The sequence below is a fragment of the Ruegeria intermedia genome, assembly GCF_900129345.1.
GTDB classification, from domain to species: Bacteria; Pseudomonadota; Alphaproteobacteria; order Rhodobacterales; family Rhodobacteraceae; genus Ruegeria; species Ruegeria intermedia.
Genome location: NZ_FQVK01000011.1, coordinates 15,235 through 35,671 on the forward strand (window position 1 = coordinate 15,235; position 20,437 = coordinate 35,671).

At 63.9% G+C, this 20,437-nt stretch carries 20 protein-coding genes; 15 read left to right on the forward strand and 5 right to left on the reverse strand.

The genetic code is table 11. The annotated features are described in order from the left end of the window. Window positions 1-27: 27 nt before the first annotated feature. Window positions 28-2,085, reverse strand: coding sequence for a hypothetical protein (locus F3H26_RS09445; RefSeq protein WP_149775813.1), 2,058 nt, complete (start codon window positions 2,083-2,085; stop codon window positions 28-30). Between the two features lie 191 nt (window positions 2,086-2,276). Here F3H26_RS09445 and F3H26_RS09450 point away from each other — a divergent pair, with 191 nt between their 5' ends. Beyond that, entirely contained in the window at window positions 2,277-2,945 is a 669-nt protein-coding gene (locus F3H26_RS09450) for an SIMPL domain-containing protein (RefSeq protein WP_223162473.1), read from the forward strand. 2 nt (window positions 2,946-2,947) lie between these two features. Here F3H26_RS09450 and F3H26_RS09455 read toward each other — a convergent pair whose 3' ends face one another. The 3 genes from F3H26_RS09455 to F3H26_RS09465 all read right to left on the reverse strand — a co-directional run bounded on the left by F3H26_RS09455 (window position 2,948) and on the right by F3H26_RS09465 (window position 6,025). Next, window positions 2,948-3,658: a GNAT family N-acetyltransferase gene (locus tag F3H26_RS09455; protein WP_149775815.1), complete on the reverse strand. Its 711-nt coding sequence runs from the start codon at window positions 3,656-3,658 to the stop codon at window positions 2,948-2,950. 6 nt (window positions 3,659-3,664) lie between these two features. Beyond that, window positions 3,665-4,957, reverse strand: coding sequence for an O-acetylhomoserine aminocarboxypropyltransferase/cysteine synthase family protein (locus F3H26_RS09460; RefSeq protein ID WP_149775816.1), 1,293 nt, complete (start codon window positions 4,955-4,957; stop codon window positions 3,665-3,667). Window positions 4,958-5,029: 72 nt separating this feature from the next. After that, the gene (locus F3H26_RS09465; protein WP_149775817.1) at window positions 5,030-6,025 is read right to left on the reverse strand and encodes a hypothetical protein; all 996 of its coding nucleotides are present in this window, start codon (window positions 6,023-6,025) and stop codon (window positions 5,030-5,032) included. Window positions 6,026-6,176: 151 nt separating this feature from the next. Between F3H26_RS09465 and F3H26_RS09470 the strand changes: the two genes are divergently transcribed. The 3 genes from F3H26_RS09470 to preA all read left to right on the forward strand — a co-directional run bounded on the left by F3H26_RS09470 (window position 6,177) and on the right by preA (window position 9,678). Continuing rightward, on the forward strand, window positions 6,177-6,809 hold the full coding sequence (locus F3H26_RS09470) for a cupin domain-containing protein (RefSeq protein ID WP_149775818.1): 633 nt from the start codon (window positions 6,177-6,179) through the stop codon (window positions 6,807-6,809). A 160-nt stretch (window positions 6,810-6,969) separates the two neighbouring features. Then, window positions 6,970-8,304 (forward strand): NAD(P)-dependent oxidoreductase, encoded by a 1,335-nt coding sequence (locus F3H26_RS09475; protein WP_149775819.1) that lies wholly within the window; start codon window positions 6,970-6,972, stop codon window positions 8,302-8,304. Between the two features lie 69 nt (window positions 8,305-8,373). Next, window positions 8,374-9,678 carry an NAD-dependent dihydropyrimidine dehydrogenase subunit PreA gene (gene preA / locus F3H26_RS09480; protein ID WP_149775820.1) on the forward strand — a complete coding sequence of 435 codons (1,305 nt, stop codon included), beginning with the start codon at window positions 8,374-8,376 and terminating at the stop codon, window positions 9,676-9,678. 43 nt (window positions 9,679-9,721) lie between these two features. On the opposite strand, the gene F3H26_RS09485 is transcribed toward preA, so the two are convergent. Next, complete coding sequence (locus tag F3H26_RS09485) at window positions 9,722-10,330, reverse strand: TetR family transcriptional regulator C-terminal domain-containing protein (protein WP_149775821.1); 609 nt, start codon at window positions 10,328-10,330, stop codon at window positions 9,722-9,724. Between the two features lie 171 nt (window positions 10,331-10,501). On the opposite strand from F3H26_RS09485, the gene F3H26_RS09490 reads away from it, so the two are divergent. The 11 genes from F3H26_RS09490 (at window position 10,502) to F3H26_RS09540 (ending at window position 20,433) form a co-directional block, all read left to right on the forward strand. Next, entirely contained in the window at window positions 10,502-11,752 is a 1,251-nt protein-coding gene (locus F3H26_RS09490) for a Zn-dependent hydrolase (protein ID WP_149775822.1), read from the forward strand. Window positions 11,753-11,822: 70 nt separating this feature from the next. After that, window positions 11,823-13,277: a dihydropyrimidinase gene (gene hydA, locus F3H26_RS09495; RefSeq protein WP_149775823.1), complete on the forward strand. Its 1,455-nt coding sequence runs from the start codon at window positions 11,823-11,825 to the stop codon at window positions 13,275-13,277. After that, the gene (locus F3H26_RS09500) at window positions 13,278-13,973 is read left to right on the forward strand and encodes a hypothetical protein (protein ID WP_149775824.1); all 696 of its coding nucleotides are present in this window, start codon (window positions 13,278-13,280) and stop codon (window positions 13,971-13,973) included. Window positions 13,974-13,980: 7 nt separating this feature from the next. Then, window positions 13,981-14,775 carry an ABC transporter ATP-binding protein gene (locus F3H26_RS09505; RefSeq protein WP_149775825.1) on the forward strand — a complete coding sequence of 265 codons (795 nt, stop codon included), beginning with the start codon at window positions 13,981-13,983 and terminating at the stop codon, window positions 14,773-14,775. Beyond that, a complete protein-coding gene (locus tag F3H26_RS09510) occupies window positions 14,775-15,206 on the forward strand; it encodes a GNAT family N-acetyltransferase (RefSeq protein WP_149775826.1) in 432 nt (143 codons plus the stop codon). The genes F3H26_RS09505 and F3H26_RS09510 overlap by 1 nt, the downstream gene beginning before the upstream one ends. Then, window positions 15,203-16,123 carry an ABC transporter permease gene (locus F3H26_RS09515; protein ID WP_149775827.1) on the forward strand — a complete coding sequence of 307 codons (921 nt, stop codon included), beginning with the start codon at window positions 15,203-15,205 and terminating at the stop codon, window positions 16,121-16,123. Before F3H26_RS09510 ends, F3H26_RS09515 begins: the two co-directional genes overlap by 4 nt. Continuing rightward, entirely contained in the window at window positions 16,120-16,962 is an 843-nt protein-coding gene (locus tag F3H26_RS09520; protein ID WP_394349766.1) for an ABC transporter permease, read from the forward strand. The genes F3H26_RS09515 and F3H26_RS09520 overlap by 4 nt, the downstream gene beginning before the upstream one ends. Before the next feature lie 53 nt (window positions 16,963-17,015). After that, window positions 17,016-18,005, forward strand: a complete 990-nt coding sequence (locus F3H26_RS09525) for an ABC transporter substrate-binding protein (RefSeq protein ID WP_149775828.1) — start codon at window positions 17,016-17,018, stop codon at window positions 18,003-18,005. A 153-nt stretch (window positions 18,006-18,158) separates the two neighbouring features. Next, window positions 18,159-18,872 carry an ABC transporter permease gene (locus tag F3H26_RS09530; RefSeq protein WP_149775829.1) on the forward strand — a complete coding sequence of 238 codons (714 nt, stop codon included), beginning with the start codon at window positions 18,159-18,161 and terminating at the stop codon, window positions 18,870-18,872. Beyond that, a complete protein-coding gene (locus F3H26_RS09535) occupies window positions 18,865-19,599 on the forward strand; it encodes an ATP-binding cassette domain-containing protein (protein ID WP_149775830.1) in 735 nt (244 codons plus the stop codon). The genes F3H26_RS09530 and F3H26_RS09535 overlap by 8 nt, the downstream gene beginning before the upstream one ends. Window positions 19,600-19,617: 18 nt before the next feature. Beyond that, window positions 19,618-20,433, forward strand: a complete 816-nt coding sequence (locus F3H26_RS09540) for an extracellular solute-binding protein (RefSeq protein WP_149775831.1) — start codon at window positions 19,618-19,620, stop codon at window positions 20,431-20,433. Window positions 20,434-20,437 lie beyond the last annotated feature (4 nt).

Consider the following 20,437-nt stretch of genomic DNA (forward strand, 5'->3'; position numbering starts at 1 on the left):
GCCGAGGGTTCCGGATTTCCCGATTTCTCACCCCTTGGGCATTGTCAGCTTCAGGTTGCGCCCCTTCTTCTGATAGCGAAGCTCGCTGTCGCCGATCGCGACGACCTTGCCGCCGTCGATCCGGTCTCCGACCTTCAGCTTCTTGTACCGGCCGCTGGGCAGCCGGACCAGGGCGCGGCGGTTGGCCGGGGTGCCATAGACCCCGATCAGGTTCAGGCGTCTGAGGTTGATCGCGTTGTCCATCGTCGCCTGCCGGGCAACCGATGCGGTGCTGGGGATCTTCGGCGCCACGGATTTCGGCTGGAACGATCCGTCATCGTCATCCGACTTTTTCACCGAAGCGACCGAACCCAGCGGGGCGCTGCCGGGCTTTTGCCGTTGCGCGGCCAGGGCGGCAACCGTCGATGGGCGCGCCCGTGGGCGCGGGACCCGGACCACCGCCTGTGCGGTGGGGGTGTGATCGGTCTGCGCCCGGTCCTGGACGGACTTGGGGCGGGCCTTGGGGCGTATGCTGGCCAGTTCGGTCAATGACCGCCCACCAAGCTGTTCCCGCTCGAACCTGTCAATCAGATCGGCCGGGCGCGCCTTGGGGCGAAGGCCGGCCAGCCGTTCGTCGGCCTGGGTGGCCGTCGGGGCGGTCTCGAAACGGACGGGCACCGCCGGTGGCACCCGTGCTGGCCGTCCCAGATACACCATGACGCCATCCTGGTTCAGCGTCCCCTCGGGGGTCGGCGTCACCAACCCGCGCGCGTCCAGCGCGAACCGCGTGCCCGGCGCCGCGGGAGGGCTGACCTGATCGACCGGCGCGTCGGATGCGAAACTCAGAACATCAGGCAGTGCAATCGCATCCTGTGACAGGTCGGTCGAGTCGATGGATGCAAGATAGAGCTCGTCCGGGTCCTCCAGTGGCGGTGTCGGCGGGGCGTCCGGCGCAACGATGGTCAGGCCGGTGACCTCTTGGAACACCTCCTGGCTTTCGGGGTCGCGCTGGACCTGTTCGACCGGCGACGGGGCGACCGTCAGCGCATCCAGAACGGCGGCGTCGATCGAGGCCGGCCCAGATGTGGGCGCGTCCGGGGTTTCAACCGGCGCCGAGGCCAGATCGGCCAGGGCCTCGGGGTCGGTTTCGGCCGGAACCGCGGGCAGTTCGACGGGTGCACGTCCGGGTCCCGTGGTCGCCGCCTGCTCGACCGGCTCCGCTGGCCTGATCTCGGACGCGACGGTCTGAGGGGCCTGATCGTCGGGTTGGGCCGGCACGGGGGCTTCGGCAACCACAGGCGCGGGGATTTCAGGGCCCGGGGCGTCCCCCGAGCGGTTCAGAATGCCAAATGCCACGCCGGCCAGTACCGCAACGACGGTCACCGGCACCGCGCGGCGCAGGTGGCGGACGCTCCACAAGCTGCGTGCCATGGGTCCGTCCAGGGTGTTCTGCGGGTGAAACGTCGCCGCGCCGTCCGGATCAGCAACGGGGTGGATTGCGACCGAGGGCGCCGCGGCGGTCACTTCGACCGGGGGCGCCGGTGCCGGTTCCGGCTCGGTCGGTTCCCTGCCATCTAGTGGCGCGGACAGGTCGGTTGCAGCCGACGTGGGTTCCGCCGTCGCATGGCCGGGTGCGTCGTCGAAACGAAATTCGAAGGATCCGGGCCAGGTTTCGCCCTGTGGAGGGGCTGCAAAACACAAGGGCACGAACCCGTATTGAACGGTAAATCTTCGCGCCTCGTCCACAGTTTCGCGGGCGATTGCGGCCACTTGCAGAACACCGTCCCGACGCTGAAGATCATGGAGCAGCTCGCTTGCTGCATAGGGCGTCGTCGCGGCCAGTTCGGCCTCGATCCGCGCGGTCGGGTCGTCTGCACCGGCGTCATCGGCGGGAACCGTCAGATAGCGGACATGCTCGGCCGGGATCACGACGATGCAGCTCAGGTCGTTGGCCAGGGCAAAGGCCCGTTTGCGCAACTCGGTCAGGTTGTCGGAAAAATCCGGATCGTCCAGCGTGACGGATCCGATCTCGAACCATTCGCCATCGGACTGGTGCAGAAGCGTGATGCCGTTTTCCGAAAGGGACAACGCGAAGGCGGGTGTCATGATCCGAAGATGCCGTAATTGCCAGAACCAAAGCAAACGCCCATGCGTTCGCCCAACGAGGTTAGAGCAGGAACCTGCCGAGGGAAAGGCAAAGCCGGATTCTCCCCTTGCTCGGCAAGGGTCTGCCGGCCCATTGTCTGAAACAGGAAACCGGAGGGATCACCTTGAAGACATTTGCTTTTTTGGCCGCAATGCTGGCGGCGACCGCGGCCGGCGCCGCCCATGCGGAAGAACGTCGCATCCGTGTGTCCGCGACCGGAACGGCCGAGGCCGCGCCCGACATGGCCACCATCGTGCTGGGGGTCACGAACGAGGACAAGGCGGCCTCGGCCGCGATGCGCGCGACATCCGCCGCCGTCGCGAAGGTTCTGGCCCGGCTGGACGACATGGGCATCGCGCCGCGTGACGTGCAGACGCGCGACCTGTCGGTATCGCCGGTCTGGAGCGGGCGGGGCTATTCGGGCGACGGCACCCCACGGATTACCGGCTTCGTGGCCTCGAACCGGGTGTTCGTGCGGGTACGCGATCTGGGCGCGTTGGGCGCGATTCTGGACGGGGTCATCGACGATGGTGCAAATGATTTCGGTGGCCTGAGCTTTGGCCTGCAGGAGCCTGAACCGCTGCAGGCCGAAGCGCGGGCCGAGGCCGTGGCCGACGCGATCGAGAAAGCCCGGCAACTGGCGCAGGCCGCCGGCGTTGCCCTGGGGCCGGTTCAGTCGATCGACGAGCAGAGCGGCGGCGTTCGGCCGGTGATGCAGATGCGCGAGATGGCCATGGCCGATTCGAGCGGGGTCCCGGTCGCCGGTGGCGAGGTTTCGGTTTCGGTCACCGTGTCGATGGAGTTCGATATTTCCGAGTGACGTCAGCTTTCGCAGCAGGCCATCAGCGGTTTCCGCTGTTGGCCCGTGGCGTCGAAATTCTCGGGTGACAGCCAGGTCTCGAACGCCTGACGGATGCGTGGCCAGTCCGTATCGATGATCGAAAACCACGCCGTGTCGCGGTTGCGCGCCTTGTAATGGGTGGCTTGCCGAAATTCGCCTTCGAAGACAAAACCCAGCCGTTCGGCGGCCCGGCGCGACGGGGCATTCAGCGCATCGCATTTCCATTCGTAGCGGCGATAGCCCAACTCGTCGAACACGCGGCGCATCATCAGGAACATCGTTTCGGTCGCGACCGGAGTACGCTGCATCAGCGGCGAGAAATGGATGTGTCCCACCTCGATCGCGCCGGCATTGCGGTCGATACGCAGGTAGGACGCCATCCCGACGGGCTGGCCGCCCTGGTCCAGAACCGTATGGAACAGCGGATCGTCCCCCGTGCAGGTCTGGGCCAGCCAGGCGGCGAACTCGGCTTGCGAGTCGAACGGGCCGTAGGGCAGGTAGGTCCAGTTGCGGCCGTCGGTATCCGCGGCAAACGCCCGGAACAGGCCGGGCGCATGCGCATTCACATCCAGGGGCACCACGCGGCAGAACCGCCCCTGCATGGGCGCGCGCGGCGGGGCCGGGCGCGGGAACTCGCCCGCAACCGGCAGGCCCACGGGCTGGCCCAACGCGTTGATCCTGTGCCCCGGCATTTCGGTTCAGGCGCAGGCTTTGGACAGCGCCTGATCGAGATCGGCGATCAGGTCGTCGGCATCCTCGATCCCGATCGACACCCGCACCACGTTCGGCCCGGCACCGGCGGCCTCTTGCTGTTCGGGGGTCAACTGCCGGTGCGTGGTCGAGGCCGAATGGATGATCAGCGACCGCGCATCGCCCAGATTGGCGACGTGGCTGAAGATTTCCAGCGCGTTCACCAGCTTGACGCAGGCGTCATAGCCGCCCTTGACCGCAAAGGTGAACAGGGCCCCGGCGCCCTTGGGGTAATATTTCTTGACCCGCTCGTAATAGGGCGACGAGGGCAGGCCCGCATAGGTCACATAGTCCACGCGGTCGTCTTTCTCGAGCCAGGCGGCGATCTTCTCGGCGTTTTCGACATGGCGCTGCATGCGCAGGCTCAGCGTCTCGATCCCCATCAGCGTGTAATGCGCTGCCTGCGGGTTCATCGTCATGCCCAGGTCGCGCAGGCCCACGGCGATACCGTGGAAAGTGAAGGCCAGCGGGCCAAAGGTTTCGTGGAACTTGAGGCCGTGATAGGCAGGCTCCGGCGCGCTGAGCGAGGGGAACTTGTCATTGGCGGACCAGTCGAACTTGCCCGAATCCACGATGCAGCCGCCGGTGACGGTGCCGTTGCCGGTCAGGTATTTGGTGGTGGAATGCACGACCAGCGTGGCGCCATGCTCGATCGGGCGGCACAGATAGGGCGTGGCTGCGGTGTTGTCGACGATCAGCGGAATGCCGGCGGCGTCGGCGACATCGGCCAGCGCGCGGATGTCGGTGACGTAACCGCCCGGGTTGGCGATGGATTCGCAGAACACCGCGCGGGTATCGTCGTCGATGGCGGCCTTCACCGCATCCAGATCATCGGTATCGACGAACTTGGCCGACCAGCCAAAGCGCTTGATGGTCTGGCTGAACTGCGTGACCGTCCCACCATACAGCCGGGTCGAGGCGACCACGTTGCAACCCGGACCCATCAGCGGGAACAGCGCCATGATCTGCGCCGCGTGACCCGAAGAGCAGCACACCGCGCCAACGCCACCTTCCAGCGTCGCAACACGCTCTTGCAGAACTGCCACCGTGGGGTTGGTCAGGCGCGAGTAGATATAGCCGACCTCTTGCAGGTTGAACAAAGCGGCCGCGTGATCGGCATCGCGGAACACATAGGCCGTGGTCTGATAGATCGGGGTCTGGCGCGCGCCGGTCGCCGGGTCGGGGCGGGCGCCCGCGTGAATTTGCAGCGTATCAAAACCATAGGTGGGGCCGTCGGACATCCGTCACTCTCCTGTTGGGTATAAGCGTTGCAGAATCTCTAGTCGATTGCCGGGCCCGGCACAATGTCCGCGTCAGCGCAGCCACAGCCCCTTGTTCTTGATGACCTTGCGGATGGCCTGCTCGCGCTGGGGCAGGTTGTCCCGGTCGAACATGGCGCGGATCTTGGAACCTTTGCCCTGATAGACCAGCCGTTTCAGCGGATCATAGTTCTTGAGCACCTTCTTGACCTTGTTGGGCGCGGCAACGGTTTCCAACACCTCGACCACCCGGTCGCTCTCGCGGGCATAGAGCAGCGGGAACAGGCGATAGTGGCAGCTGACCGAGCCATCCAGCAGGCCCGCGGGCAGAACATCGCGCCCGCCGCCAAGCGCGTGGATGACCAGCGGCAGCGCCGCCTGGTCCAGCCACGGGTCCAGGTTCTGGCCGGTCAGGGCGGGGATCTCTTCATCCCGGATGGTGCGGGCATAGTCCAGAAACCGTGCGCCGAATTGGCGGGGGCATTTGTAGAAGAAATAGCCCGCATTGAAATACAGATACCGCCGCCAGTATTCCGCCGGTTGGGAGGGGTCGATCGAGCTTTGGAAATCCAGCCCGAACCGGTCATAGAGCGCCCGCCAGATGCCGTCGAACCCCGGCCCGTACAGGGTGGGCTTGGGCCAGGTGCCCTCGACCTTCTGCGATGCGCCGGGCCGGTCGAAATCGAACGGCACCGCGGCCAGGTCGCCGGTGATCAGCGTGTCGGTGTCGAAGAACACAAAGGGCTCACCCTCGGGCAGGGCGGCCAGCGCCTCGATCTTGTTGCCATAGGGATAGCTTTCGCCGAACGCCTCGGACGAAAAGGGCAGAATCTCGGCATCAAGCTGTTTCAGCGCCTTCAGAACATCCTCGTTGCGGATGCTCGGGTCCTGGCTCCAGCGCGGGCCGGGTTGCGGAACGCCCACGAACAGGCGACCCGAAAATCCGGGCGCGGAATGGCGCAGCGAGGCGGCGAACAGGACGGCTTCGTATTGCAGGCGGTTGTTCTGCCCGATGATCAGGATGTTGAATTTCTGCCGGTCTGCCTGCATTTGCGCCTTCCGATCGGGGCCTTTGCGCACCCCTTGCTGTTGGTTTCGACCTATAGCATCGCTGAGCCTGCGTCAAAACCGTTGACGCCGCGTGTTTGAAATCGGGCCCGGCGCGCCCATGTTGATGGAGACGATCAGACAGGAGCGCGACATGCGGATCAATGCGGATTTCACCCAACGGGTGGCGGTTCACTTCGACCAGACCGAGTGGGTGGCCTCGCCCGCCACGGGGGTCGAGCGCAAGATGCTGGACCGGATCGGCGACGAGGTGGCGCGTGCCACCACCATCGTGCGCTTTGCCCCCGGTAGCGCCTTTGCCGCCCACACCCATGACGGGGGCGAGGAATACCTGGTTCTGGACGGCGTGTTCCAGGACGAGACCGGAGATTTCCCGGTGGGCAGCTATGTCCGCAACCCGCCGGCCTCGTCGCATACGCCATCGGCCAGCCAGGGCGCGACGATCCTGGTCAAACTGCACCAGTTCGACCCGAACGACCGCACCACCGTGCGCCGCTCGATCAACGGTGCGGACCACGTGCCGCTGTTCAAGGACGACCATGAAACGGTCGAAATGCGCAGTTGGCCGCCCGGTCAGGTCGTGCCGATTGACGCACCCGGTGGGGCCGAGGTCTTCGTGATCGACGGCGGCTTCACCGAACAAGGCGAGGAATTTGCCCGGTGGGATTGGCTGCGGCTGCCGCCCGGAACGCGCACCGAATTGCGGGCAGGACCGGATGGCGCCCGCGTCTGGATGAAATCAGGGCACCTGTCCGGCATGGTCTGATGCCGGTTTCGCCTGAAAAACGGGCAAATACCACCAAAGAACCGGGTCATTCGGCCCGGTTTTCGCTTTTTTGACCATTTGGCAAATTTTACCAATTGATAAAATTTTTGTTTGTGGCAAGCTGGTCTCAATAACAAACATATCTACAGGGAGTAGAGTGATGGCACAGGGCCAGATGGCACCCGGCATCGTCGCCGGGCGGCTTTCCAGCGATGAGCTGACCTCGAATTTCACCGATCTGCATCCGCCTCTGGCGCCGCACGAGGCCGCCGTGGCCGCCGATCGGTGTTATTTCTGCTATGACGCGCCGTGCGTGACGGCCTGTCCGACCGACATCGATATTCCGCTGTTCATCCGGCAGATTCAGGCAGGACAACCGGAGTCGGCGGCCAAGACGATCCTCGATCAGAACATCCTGGGCGGTATGTGCGCCCGTGTGTGTCCGACCGAAACGCTGTGCGAGGAAGCCTGCGTGCGCGAAACGGCCGAGGGCAAGCCGGTCGAGATCGGGCGCTTGCAGCGGTATGCGACCGACACGCTGATGCAGGCCGGTGTGCACCCGTTCACGCGCGCGGCCCCCACCGGCAAGACTGTGGCCGTGATCGGGGCAGGGCCGGCGGGGCTGGCCTGTGCGCATCGTCTGGCGATGCTGGGCCATGACGTGGTGATCTTTGAGGCCAAGCCCAAACCCGGCGGGCTGAACGAATACGGGATCGCCGCCTACAAGGCGACCAATGACTTTGCCCAAGCCGAGGTGGACTGGCTGCTGAAGATCGGCGGTATAACCATCCGAACCGGCGAGGCGCTGGGCCAAACGGTCACGCTGGACAGCCTGCGCAACGACTATGATGCGGTGTTTCTGTCGATCGGTCTGACCGGGGTGAACGCGCTGCGGGCCCAAGGCGAAGACCTGCCGGGCGTGCGCGACGCCGTCGATTTCATCGCCGAGGTCCGGCAGGCCGAAGATTTGGCGCAAGTTCCGGTCGGTCGGAACGTGGTGGTGATCGGCGGCGGGATGACGGCGGTCGATGCCGCGGTCAAGTGCAAGCTGCTGGGCGCCGAGAACGTGACCATCGCCTATCGGCGCGGGCGCGCGGCGATGAGCGCCAGCAGATACGAACAGGACCTGGCGGCCTCGAAAGGGGTATGCATCCTGTGCAACGTCCAGCCCGTCGCCATCCACGGCAACGGGGCAGCGGCCGAGATCGAATTGGAGTATACTGCCACGATCGATGGCAAGCTGACCGGCACGGGCGAGACCATCCGTCTGGCCGCCGATCAGGTGTTGAAGGCCATCGGCCAGACGCTGAACGGCGCGCCCGAGGGGCTGGCGCTTGACGGCAACAAGATCGCCGTTGACGCAACCGGGCGCACCTCGGTTCCGGGGGTCTGGGCCGGCGGAGACTGTGCCGCGGGCGGCGAGGATCTGACCGTGACCGCCGTGGCCGAGGGCCGCGATGCCGCGATGGACATTCACGCCAGCCTGAGCGCCTGAGGGAGGCGTCGGCGCGTGAATTTGTGTGACAAGACGAAGATGCATCTTCGCATCAGGGAGGCCGGATAAATGGCTGATTTGAAGACGAACTTTCTGGGCATCGAAAGCCCCAACCCCTATTGGCTGGCCTCGGCGCCGCCGACCGACAAGGAATACAACGTCCGCCGCGCCTTCGAGGCCGGATGGGGTGGCGTCGTGTGGAAAACGCTGGGGTCCGAAGGGCCGCCGGTGGTCAACGTGAACGGCCCCCGGTACGGGGCGATCTACGGGGCCGACCGGCGTCTGCTGGGCCTCAACAACATCGAACTGATCACCGACCGGCCGCTCGAGGTGAACCTCGAGGAGATGGCCCGCGTCAAGGCGGATTACCCGGATCGCGCCCTGATCGCCTCGATCATGGTGCCGTGCGAAGAGGAGGCGTGGAAAGCCATCTTGCCGCGCGTCGCTGAAACCGGCGCCGACGGGATCGAGCTGAACTTCGGCTGCCCGCACGGGATGAGCGAGCGCGGCATGGGCTCGGCCGTGGGGCAGGTGCCCGAATACATCGAAATGGTCACCCGCTGGTGCAAGAAATACTATGACCGCCCGGTGATCGTGAAGCTGACGCCCAACATCACCGACATCCGCAAGCCGGCGGCTGCGGCCAAGAATGGCGGGGCCGATGCGGTGTCGCTGATCAACACGATCAACTCGATCACCAGTGTCAATCTGGACACGTTCAGCCCCGAGCCCTCGATCGACGGCAAAGGCAGTCATGGCGGGTATTGCGGCCCGGCGGTCAAGCCCATTGCCCTGTCGATGGTCTCCGAGATCGCCCGCGCCGAGGCGACCCACGGTCTGCCGATCTCGGGCATTGGCGGGGTGACCACATGGCGCGACGCGGCCGAGTTCATGGTGCTGGGCTGCGGCACGGTGCAGGTATGCACGGCGGCGATGACCTATGGGTTCAAGATCATCGACGAACTGACGGCGGGCCTGTCGCAGTGGATGGACGAAAAGGGCTACTCCAACGTCTCGGAAATCGTCGGGCGGGCCGTCCCGAACGTGACCGACTGGCAGTATCTGAACCTGAATTACGTCGCCAAGGCCAAGATCGATCAGGATCAGTGCATCAAATGCGGCCGTTGCTATGCGGCCTGCGAGGACACCAGCCACCAGGCGATTTCCATGTCGCCCGACCGCGTGTTCGAAGTGAAGGACGAGGAATGCGTGGCCTGCAACCTGTGCGTGGATGTCTGCCCGGTCGAGGGGTGCATCTCGATGGTGCCGATGGCTGCGGGTGAGGTCGATCCGCGCACCGGCAAAGTGGTGCAGCCGGACTATGCCAACTGGACGACCCACCCGAACAACCCGATGGCCAAGGCCGCCGAGTGATCGGCGTCAGATCACCAAAAGGGGCCGCGCCGCGGCCCTTTTTTCATGGGGTCAGCAGTTTTCGGTACAGGGTGTCGATGAAGGGTGCGGCCCCTTCGAACGGATCTTCGTCGCCCAGGATCGCGCGCACCTGAACATCGAAATCCGCGTAATGCTGGGTCAGCGCCCAGATCGAAAAGATCAGGTGATGCGGGTGCAGGCGTGCGATTTTGCCCTGGTCCATCCAGTGCGTCAGAACGGCCGCCTTCTGATCGACCAGCGCCTTCAGATCGTTCGACAGGGCGTCATGGATACGGGGTGCGCCCTGCACCAGCTCGTTCGCGAACAGGCGGCTTTCACGCGGCAGCTCGCGGCTCATCTGCAGCTTGCGTGTGATGTACGAGAGGATCTCCTCCATCGGCTCGCCGTTTTCGTCAAGATCGTGCAGCGGCGCCAGCCAGGTGTCCAGCAGGCCGGACAGAAGCGCTGTGTGGATCGCCTCTTTGGACGGGAAATAATACAGAAGGTTCGGCTTGCTCAGCCCGGCCTCGGCCGCGATCTGATCGACGGTCGCCCCGCGAAAGCCGTGGGCCGAAAACACGTTCAGCGCGGCCTCGAGAATCGCGGCGCGGTTCTTTTTCTGAATTCGGGTCGGGGCGCGGTCTTTGGGCATGTATGCAGAACGTCTCTTTTTCGAACAAGCAGGTGTTGAATATGCCGATTTCTTCATCGGTGCGATGCAATTTCTTGACTGGTGTCGAACCCGTGATAGCGTGAGTTTGACCAGATGGTCAAATCAAGACACCAAAAGCGAGCCAAATCGCAAGCAACAGGGAAGACGAACATGGCAGCTCCGGCGCAGAATCTCAGGATCAATGGCGACAGGTTGTGGGACAGCCTGATGGAGATGGCCAAGATCGGCCCGGGCGTTGCCGGCGGCAACAACCGTCAGACCCTGACCGACGAAGACGCCGAGGGCCGCGCGCTGTTCCAGAAATGGTGCGAAGAAGCCGGGTGCACCATGGGCCTTGACCAGATGGGCAACATGTTCGCCATGCGCCCCGGCACCGACCCCGATGCGCTGCCGGTCTATGTCGGCTCGCACCTGGATACGCAGCCGACCGGCGGCAAGTATGACGGGGTGCTGGGGGTTCTGGGTGCGCTCGAGATCATTCGCACCCTGAACGATCTGGGCATCAAGACCAAACACCCGATCGTGGCCACCAACTGGACCAACGAGGAGGGCACGCGCTTCGCCCCCGCCATGCTGGCGTCGGGCGTGTTCGCAGGGATTCACACGCAGGACTGGGCCTATGACCGCGAAGACGCCGAGGGCAAGAAGTTCGGCGACGAATTGCAGCGCATCGGCTGGCGCGGCGACGAAGAGGTCGGGGCCCGCAAGATGCATGCCTTCTTTGAGCTGCATATCGAACAGGGCCCGATCCTCGAGGCCGAGGGCAAGGATATCGGCGTCGTCACCCATGGGCAGGGCCTCAGCTGGACCCAGGTGACCGTGACCGGCAAGGACGCGCATACCGGATCGACCCCGATGCCGATGCGCAAGAATGCCGGGCTGGCGATGGCGCGCATTCTCGAAAAGGTGGACGAGATCGCCTGGTCGCACGCGCCCCATGCGGTGGGGGCTGCCGGGCATATCGACGTCTATCCGAACTCGCGCAACGTGATCCCGGGCAAGGTGGTTTTCACGGTCGATTTCCGCTCGCCCGAGTTGGATGTCATCAAGGACATGGAGAACCGCCTGCGTGTCGCCGCCGAGGACATCGTGGATGAGATGGGCCTGCAGGTCGAGTTCGAGAAGGTCGGCGGGTTCGACCCGGTGAAATTCGACGAAACCTGCGTCGCCGCCGTGCGCAACGCGGCCGAGCGGCTGGGCTATTCGCACACCAACATCATCTCGGGTGCGGGGCACGATGCCTGCTGGATCAACCGCGTGGCGCCGACCGCGATGGTGATGTGCCCATGCGTGGATGGCCTGAGCCACAACGAGGCCGAGGAAATCAGCAAGGAATGGGCAACCGCCGGGGCGGATGTCCTGTTCCACGCGGTCGTCGAAACCGCCGAGATCGTGGAGTAGCCGGGGCCGCGCCCCCAATCCGCCGGAAAACCAACAGAGGCGCAACAGACGCGCCCGCAGGGAGTTGAACATGAGCACAGTCATCAAGAACGGAACCGTCGTCACCGCGGATCTGACCTACAAGGCCGATGTCAAGATCGAAGGCGGCGTGATCACCGAGATCGGGCCGGATCTGAAGGGGGACGAGCAACTGGACGCGACCGGCTGCTACGTCATGCCCGGCGGGATCGACCCGCACACGCATCTGGAAATGCCGTTCATGGGAACCTATTCCAGCGATGACTTCGAAAGCGGCACCCGCGCGGCGCTGGCCGGCGGCACGACCATGGTGGTGGATTTCGCGCTGCCGAACCCGGGCGAAAGCCTGCTGGATGCGCTCAAACGCTGGGACAACAAATCGACCCGCGCCAATTGCGACTATTCCTTCCACATGGCCGTGACCTGGTGGGGCGAACAGGTGTTCGACGATCTGAAAACCGTGATCGAACAGCGCGGCATCAACACCTTCAAGCATTTCATGGCCTACAAGGGCGCCCTGATGGTCAATGACGACGAGCTGTTTGCCTCGTTCAAGCGGCTGGCCGAGCTGGGCGGGATCGCGATGGTCCATGCCGAAAACGGCGACGTGGTGGCCGAGTTGCAGGCCAAGCTGCTGGCCGAAGGCAATACCGGCCCCGAGGCCCATGCCTATTCGCGCCCGCCGCAGGTCGAGGGCGAGGCCACCAACCGCGCCATCATGATCGCCGACATGGCCGGGGTGCCGCTCTACGTGGTGCACACCTCCTGCGAAGAGGCGCATGAGGCCATCCGCCGGGCCCGGATGCAGGGCAAGCGCGTCTGGGGCGAGCCTCTGATCCAGCACCTGACGCTCGACGACAGCGAATATGCGCATCCCGATTGGGACCACGCCGCGCGCCGGGTGATGAGCCCGCCGTTCCGCAACAAGCAGCATCAGGACAGCCTGTGGGCGGGGCTTCAGTCGGGCTCGCTGAGCGTGGTGGCCACCGATCACTGCGCCTTCACGACCGAGCAGAAGCGGTTCGGCGTGGGCGATTTCACCAAGATCCCCAACGGGACGGGCGGCCTTGAGGATCGGATGCCGATGCTGTGGACCCACGGCGTGGCAACCGGGCGGCTGACGCCGAACGAATTCGTGGCCGTGACTTCAACAAACATTGCCAAGATATTGAATTGCTATCCGAAAAAAGGCGCCGTTCTGGTCGGCGCAGATGCCGATCTGGTGGTGTGGGACCCTGAAAAGACCAAGACCATCAGCGCGGCGACGCAGCAGTCGGCGATCGACTACAACGTGTTCGAGGGGCACGCGGTCAAGGGCCTGCCGCGCTTTACCCTGACCCGTGGACAGGTCGCGGTGCACGATGGCGAGATCCGAACGCAGGAAGGCCACGGCAAATTCGTCGCGCGCGAGGCCAACACCACCGTGAACAAAGCGCTGAGCACCTGGAAAGAGCTGACCGCCCCGCGCCCGGTTGAGAGGTCGGGCATCCCGGCGACGGGGGTTTGAGTGCCTGACGACATCGAAACGAAACGTTTCTTGGAATGCGCAAAGGACTATAGTCCAATCGGTTACTTTATTTCGGAGGTATCTGCGTTCGAACTTGAGATGGACAAGTTCATTTTCGAGTTTGCGCGCAGGAACAATGAATTGGCCCGAAAACTAACAAGTCGCTTCCCGAAAAAAGCAACGCTTGTTGGAGAAGAGCCAGAGCGCGAAACAACCAAAAAAAAGAAGACCAAGACCAAAGTGGAATTCGTCGTAGAAGCTTGCTGGACCACTCCACGCTTGCGAACGGTGCCGATGTTTAGGGACGGTTTTTTGTGCTTCAACTTCTTTTGTTATGCTGCAGAAGAAATTTTTGATGTGAGAAACCATGTCGCGCACGGCTCAATTGATGCGATAATCCTTGAGGGAACTCGGTCTGGGTTTTGGGCTTCCAAACTGAAAACAGATGGAAAGACCGCATCAGTTCAACGGTATAGGTATACCGTCGGTCTCTTGGCCGAGTTGACCGGGAACGCATCAGCACTGAGAAAGTACTGTTTTCGACTGCGTGATGTGCTGGTGGGCAAATCCAGCGCCGAACAGGTATATCAGGACGAGAAGAAAGAAATCGAGACAAGAAGATACCTAGTATCGCAGAATTTACTTAGCCCGCTGATGAAGGGTTTTTTGGCGGGCGGCGTTGAAGGCAATGGGTGAAGCAAAGATGAATTCTGAAGTTATGGGTTCAGTGATCGAGGCAAAGAACCTCGACCTGACCTTCCAAACCAATGACGGACCCGTGCACGCCCTCAAGGACGTGAACCTGGCCATCGACAAGGGCGAATTCGTCAGTTTCATTGGCCCTTCGGGCTGTGGCAAGACGACCTTTCTGCGCTGTGTCGCTGCGCTGGAAACGCCTACGGGCGGCACGCTGACCGTCAACGGAATGACCCCGGACGAGGCCCGCCGGAACCGGGCCTATGGCTATGTGTTCCAAGCGGCGGGCCTGTACCCGTGGCGGACCATCGCCAAGAACATCAAACTGCCGCTCGAGATCATGGGATATTCGGCGCAGGAACAGGAAGAGCGTGTAAAGAACGTTCTGGAACTTGTTGATCTTGCAGGGTTTGGTGAGAAGTTTCCGTGGCAGTTGTCGGGTGGAATGCAGCAACGGGCCAGCATCGCCCGGGCACTGGCTTTCGACGCCGATATCCTGTTGATGGACGAGCCTTTCGGCGCGTTGGACGAGATCGTGCGCGATCACCTGAACGAACAGCTTCTGGCGCTGTGGGCGCGCACCGGCAAGACGATCGGGTTTGTCACCCACTCGATCCCCGAGGCGGTGTATCTGAGCACCAAGATCGTGGTGATGAGCCCGCGCCCCGGGCGGATCACCGATGTGATCGACAGCCCTCTGCCCAAGGAACGGCCGCTGGACATCCGCGACACGCCCGAATTCATCGAGGTCGCGCATCGCGTGCGCGAAGGGCTGCGCGCCGGGCATGAGGACGATGTGTGATGGGCCGGGATGACATCAGACGCGCGACCGAGGCGGATGTGCCGGCCTGCGCGGCGGTGGTCTCGGCTTGGGTCCGCCAGACCGAGTGGATGACGGATGAACTGCCCCGGCAGGAATTGGAGGCGCTGATCGCGCAGGCTTTCCCGGACCGCGAGATGTGGGTCGTGGGTGAACCCGTCGATTGCTACATGTCGGTCGATCCCGAGGCGCAGAAGGTCGGCGCGCTGTATTGCCTGCGGACCGGGCAGGGCATCGGCAAGCGCCTGCTGGACCGGGCAAAACAGGGGCGCAGCTTTCTGTGGCTGACGGCCCATCAACCGAATGCCGCCGCGCAACGGTTCTATCGCCGCGAGGGCTTTGTCGAAACCGGGGCCGAGGCCGCAACGCCGCCCGAGACCGTCCCCGTGGTGCGGATGGAGTGGCACGCATGAAGCAGCTTGTTGCCGTTTTGACCGTTTTGCTGGCCATCGTCGTCATCTGGTACGCGGCCTGCATTCCGATGAACATCAAGGGCGTTCTGACCGAACAGGAACGCGCCGGGGCCGAAGTGGTTCCACCCTCGGCCAAAGACCGCCGCGATATGGGGGAAATCGGTCTGGCGCTGCGCAACAGCTTTGCCATTCCGGCGACCTGGGCGCAGGACCGGCCGCGTCTGCCCGCGCCGCATCAGGTCGCGATCGAGCTGTGGGAGACCACGGTTCAGAAGAAGATCACCTCGAAACGGTCGCTGGTCTATCACGGCTGGGTGACGCTCAGCGCGACGATCTTGGGCTTTGCCATCGGTACGGGGCTGGGCATCCTGCTGGCGGTGGGGATCGTGCACAGCCGGGTGATGGACCTGTCGGTCATGCCCTGGGCTATCGTCAGCCAGACCATCCCCATCATCGCGCTGGCGCCGATGATCATCGTGGTGCTGTATTCTATCGGCATTCAGGGGATCATCCCCAAGGCGGTGATCTCGGCCTATCTGAGTTTCTTCCCAGTGGTCGTGGGCATGGTCAAGGGCCTGCGCAGCCCTGACGCGATGCAGTTGGACCTGCTGCGCACCTACAATGCCAGCAACAGCCAAGTGTTCTGGAAACTGCGCCTGCCGGCCTCGATGCCCTATCTGTTCGCTTCGCTCAAGATCGGGATCGCCGCGTCGCTGGTGGGGGCCATCGTCGGCGAATTGCCGACCGGCGCCGTGGCGGGGCTGGGCGCGCGTCTGCTGGCCGGCAGCTATTACGGCCAAACGGTGCAGATCTGGTCGGCGCTGTTTGCCGCGGCCATTCTGGCGGCCTGTCTGGTGGGCCTGCTGGGGCTGATTGAACGCGCGGTGTTGAAACGCATGGGGATGGCGCAAAGATGATGGTCGGTCTGGCAATCCTTCTATGGCTGGCCGGTTGGTGGCTGAACACCCGCCTGGCCAGCGGACCCTATGCCGACACGCGGGCGGTGCGTATTCTGGCGCCGCTGATCTTCGGCCTGACCGTCATCGGGGTGTGGGAACTGCTGGTGCGCGGGCTCGAGGTGCCTCTGGTCATCCTGCCCGCGCCTTCGGTGATCTGGGACCGGTTCTGGGACAGCCTGCCGATCCTGTGGGCCGATTTCGTGCAGACCATCATCAAGGGCGCGCTCAGCGGCTATGTCATCGGATGCGGCGCCGCCTTCCTGATGGCAATCGCCGTGGACCGGTGGGACTTCCTGCGCCTGGGCCTGCTGCCGGTGGGCAATTTCGTGGCCGCGCTGCCGATCGTGGGGACCGCGCCGATTCTGGTGATGTGGTTCGGGTTCGACTGGCACTCGAAGGCGGCCGTGGTCGTGGTGATGGTCTTTTTCCCGATGTTGGTCAACACGGTGGCCGGCCTGCGCGAGGCCACTGCGATGCAGCGCGACCTGATGGAGACCTATGCCGCAACCTATTGGCAAAGCTTTCTGAAGCTGCGTTTGCCTGCGGCCATGCCGTTCATTTTCAACGGGTTGAAAATTTCCACCACGCTGGCCCTGATCGGCGCTATCGTGGCAGAGTTCTTCGGCTCGCCCACTTTGGGCATGGGGTTCCGGATCTCGACCAGTGTCGGGCAATTGTCGCTGGACATGGTCTGGGCGGAAATCGTGGTCGCGGCGCTGGCCGGGACCGCGTTTTACGGTCTGGTCGCCATGATCGAGAAACTGGTGACCTTCTGGCACCCTTCGCAGCGGGGATAAATCATTCAAAAGACCCCGAAAACGGGGCGCAACAACAACTAGGAGAAATGAAGATGAAGAAGTTTATCAGCGGGGCAATCACGGCCCTGGCCCTGACCGCCGGATCGGCCTTTGCGGCGGATGAGGTGACGCTGCAGTTGAAATGGGTCACCCAGGCCCAGTTCGCGGGCTACTACGTCGCGAAGGACAAGGGGTTCTACGAAGAAGAGGGGCTGGACGTCACCATTTTGCCCGGTGGCCCCGACATCGCGCCCACGCAGGTGATCGCGGGCGGTGGCGCCGACGTCACCGTGGAATGGATGCCCGCCGCGCTGGCCGCGCGCGAAAAGGGCCTGCCGCTGGTCAATATCGCGCAGCCGTTCAAACGCTCGGGCATGATGCTGACCTGCTGGAAGGATGCGGGCATTTCCTCGCCCGAGGATCTGAAGAACCGCACGCTGGGCGTCTGGTTCTTCGGCAACGAATTCCCGTTCATGAGCTGGATGAGCCAGCTGGGCATCGACACCAGCGGCAAGAGCGAGAACGGCGTCGAGGTTCTGAAGCAGGGCTTCAACGTTGACCCGCTGCTGCAGCGTCAGGCCGATTGCATCAGCACCATGACCTACAATGAATACTGGCAGGTGATCGACGCCGGCGTCAGCCCCGACGAGCTGGTGACCTTCAAGTATGAAGACCAGGGCGTGGCCACGCTGGAAGACGGGCTCTATGTGCTCGAGGACAACCTGAGCGACCCGGCCTTCGTCGACAAGATGGTCCGCTTCGTGCGCGCCTCGATGAAGGGCTGGAAGTACGCCGAGGAGAACCCGGACGAGGCCGCCGAGATCGTGCTGGAAAACGATGCCACCGGCGCCCAGACCGAGGAACATCAGAAGCGCATGATGCGCGAGATCGCCAAGCTGACCGCGGGCTCGAACGGCGCTCTGGACCCGGCCGATTTCGAGCGCACGGTGAACACCTTGCTGGCCGGCGGCTCGGATCCGGTGATCACCAAAAAGCCCGAAGGTGCCTGGACCCACCAGATCACGGATGCGGCTCTGAACTGATCCGCCGAACGCTCGGGATGAAAACGCGGCCCTTGGCGGGGCCGCGTTTGTCGTTGTGAATGTCGGATTTCTGTGGGGCCGAAGCGCCATTTGCGCTAGTATTCTTCTGTAATTCCCCGAGTTTTCTACGAAACTCAGACCGGGTTGGAGAAAGTGCAAAACTTTGCATCAGAATTCAGTCGCGCAGCGCAGCTTGTCCTGACAGGAGACCCCGACCTGTGGGCGATCGTGGTCTTGTCTCTGCAGGTGTCGGTCTGTGCGGTGCTGATTTCGGCCGTGATCGGGATGCCGGTCGGGGCCGCTCTGGCCGTGGCGCGGTTTCCCGGGCGGCGGGCGCTGATCATTCTGATGAACGCGCTGATGGGGTTTCCGCCCGTCGTCGTCGGTCTGCTGGTCTATCTGATGCTGTCACGGTCCGGCCCGCTCGGCGTGCTCGAGCTTTTGTACACGCCGACCGCGATGATCATTGCCCAGACCGTGCTGGTCACGCCGATCATCGCGGCGCTGACGCGGCAGGTGGTGGAATTGCTGGCCGAGGAATATTCGGAACAGCTGCGGTCGCTGGGGGTGTCGCGGCTGGCGTCGGTTCCGACCCTGTTGTGGGACGCGCGGCTGGCGCTGGTCACCGCGCTGCTGGCCGGGTTCGGTCGAGCGATTGCCGAGGTCGGCGCGGTGATCATCGTGGGCGGCAACATCAATCACGTGACCCGTGTGATGACGACGACGATCGCGCTCGAGACCTCGAAGGGCAACCTGGCCCTGGCGCTGGCGCTTGGTGCGATCCTGATCGGGATTGCAGTGGCCGTGAATGCCATGGTCAGCGCCCTGACCCTGCGGGCCGAACAGGAAGGGCTGCGCCATGCGTGACCTGATGCCCGACATGCCGAACCGGCTGGAAATTTCGGGCCTTGCTATCGAACGCAAGGGGCGGGTCCTGCTGGATGTTCCCCGGCTGTCGCTGGACGGGCCCGGGCCGACGCTGATCCTGGGGCCGAACGGAGCGGGCAAAAGCCTGCTGTTGCGCTGTCTGCATGGGCTGATCCAGGCCGACAGGGGTCGGGTCCTGCAGGACGGTCTGGACCTGACCGCCGATCACAAGGCCCGGCAAGCCATGGTGTTCCAGCAGCCGGTTCTGCTGCGCCGATCGGTTGCGGCCAATCTGGATTTCGTTTTGAAACGCAAGCGGCTGGGCCGTTCTGCGCGCAAGGCGCGGATTGCCGACCTGCTGGCCGAAGGCGGGCTGGACGGCAAGGCCCGGCAATCGGCGCGGTCTCTGTCGGGGGGCGAGGCGCAGCGTCTGGCCATCCTGCGCGCGCTGGCGCTGGACCCCGAGACGCTTTTTCTGGACGAGCCCACCAGCGCGCTAGACCCCAGCGCCACGCAGGCGATCGAGGCGATGATCCTGCGCGCGTCAGACCGTGGGGTGCGGATCGTGATGGTCACGCACGACGTCGGGCAGGCCCGGCGTCTGGCGGCGGACATCGTGATGATGCAAGGCGGGCGCGTCGTCGAACACGGCGCCGCCAGACAGGTGCTTGAGGCGCCGAAATGCCAGGCCTCGCGCCAGTATCTGGCGGGCTGGTTGGTCACTTAAAAAAACTGGAGGCAATCCATGTTTCGCGCAGCCCTCACAAGCGCCCTGGTCCTGTTCGGACTTGTCGCCAACTTTGTGGCGGCCGACGAGCCGTTCATCATCGTGCAATCCACGACCTCGACGCAGAACTCGGGCCTTCTGGACTTCATCCTGCCGGGTTTCGAGGCCGAAACCGGAATCGAGGTGCGCGTGGTGGCCGTGGGAACGGGGCAGGCGATCCGCAATGCCAGGAACGGCGATGGCGACGTTCTGCTGGTGCATGCCAAACCGGCCGAGGAGGCCTTCGTGGCCGAAGGCTGGGGAATCGAGCGCCGCGACGTGATGTACAACGATTTCGTCATCGTCGGCCCCGGATCCGACCCGGCGCACATCAAGGGCATGACCGATGCCGCCGCTGCCCTGGTCGCCATCGCGAATGCCGGGGCGCCCTTCGCCTCGCGCGCGGATGACAGCGGCACCCATCAGGCCGAATTGCGCCTGTGGCAAAGCGCCGGCCTCGACCCGACCGCTGACTCGGGCACCTGGTACCGCGAGACCGGCTCGGGCATGGGCGCCACGCTGAACCTGGCGGCGGGGATGGGGGCCTATGCGCTGACCGACCGGGCAACATGGCTGGCTTTTGCCAACAAGGGCGACCTGGCGATTCTGGTCGAGGGGGATCCGCGTCTGTTCAACCAATACGGCGTGATCCTCGTGAACCCGGAAAAACATTCCGGCGTTCGTGCTGGCGCGGGCCAGAGGTTCATCGACTGGCTCACCGGACCGGATGGTCAGGCGGCCATCGCGTCCTATCGGTTGGAGGGGCAGCAGCTGTTCTTTCCCAACGCCAGGTGACCGG

Bases quoted from the DNA above. Each gene is read 5' to 3' on its own strand.
- F3H26_RS09445 (WP_149775813.1), bottom strand. From the start codon at position 2,085: ATGACACCCGCCTTCGCGTTGTCCCTTTCGGAAAACGGCATCACGCTT.
- F3H26_RS09450 (WP_223162473.1), top strand. From the start codon at position 2,277: ATGCTGGCGGCGACCGCGGCCGGCGCCGCCCATGCGGAAGAACGTCGC.
- F3H26_RS09455 (WP_149775815.1), bottom strand. From the start codon at position 3,658: ATGCCGGGGCACAGGATCAACGCGTTGGGCCAGCCCGTGGGCCTGCCG.
- F3H26_RS09460 (WP_149775816.1), bottom strand. From the start codon at position 4,957: ATGTCCGACGGCCCCACCTATGGTTTTGATACGCTGCAAATTCACGCG.
- F3H26_RS09465 (WP_149775817.1), bottom strand. From the start codon at position 6,025: ATGCAGGCAGACCGGCAGAAATTCAACATCCTGATCATCGGGCAGAAC.
- F3H26_RS09470 (WP_149775818.1), top strand. From the start codon at position 6,177: ATGCGGATCAATGCGGATTTCACCCAACGGGTGGCGGTTCACTTCGAC.
- F3H26_RS09475 (WP_149775819.1), top strand. From the start codon at position 6,970: ATGGCACAGGGCCAGATGGCACCCGGCATCGTCGCCGGGCGGCTTTCC.
- preA (WP_149775820.1), top strand. From the start codon at position 8,374: ATGGCTGATTTGAAGACGAACTTTCTGGGCATCGAAAGCCCCAACCCC.
- F3H26_RS09485 (WP_149775821.1), bottom strand. From the start codon at position 10,330: ATGCCCAAAGACCGCGCCCCGACCCGAATTCAGAAAAAGAACCGCGCC.
- F3H26_RS09490 (WP_149775822.1), top strand. From the start codon at position 10,502: ATGGCAGCTCCGGCGCAGAATCTCAGGATCAATGGCGACAGGTTGTGG.
- hydA (WP_149775823.1), top strand. From the start codon at position 11,823: ATGAGCACAGTCATCAAGAACGGAACCGTCGTCACCGCGGATCTGACC.
- F3H26_RS09505 (WP_149775825.1), top strand. From the start codon at position 13,981: ATGAATTCTGAAGTTATGGGTTCAGTGATCGAGGCAAAGAACCTCGAC.
- F3H26_RS09510 (WP_149775826.1), top strand. From the start codon at position 14,775: ATGGGCCGGGATGACATCAGACGCGCGACCGAGGCGGATGTGCCGGCC.
- F3H26_RS09515 (WP_149775827.1), top strand. From the start codon at position 15,203: ATGAAGCAGCTTGTTGCCGTTTTGACCGTTTTGCTGGCCATCGTCGTC.
- F3H26_RS09520 (WP_394349766.1), top strand. From the start codon at position 16,120: ATGATGGTCGGTCTGGCAATCCTTCTATGGCTGGCCGGTTGGTGGCTG.
- F3H26_RS09525 (WP_149775828.1), top strand. From the start codon at position 17,016: ATGAAGAAGTTTATCAGCGGGGCAATCACGGCCCTGGCCCTGACCGCC.
- F3H26_RS09535 (WP_149775830.1), top strand. From the start codon at position 18,865: ATGCGTGACCTGATGCCCGACATGCCGAACCGGCTGGAAATTTCGGGC.
- F3H26_RS09540 (WP_149775831.1), top strand. From the start codon at position 19,618: ATGTTTCGCGCAGCCCTCACAAGCGCCCTGGTCCTGTTCGGACTTGTC.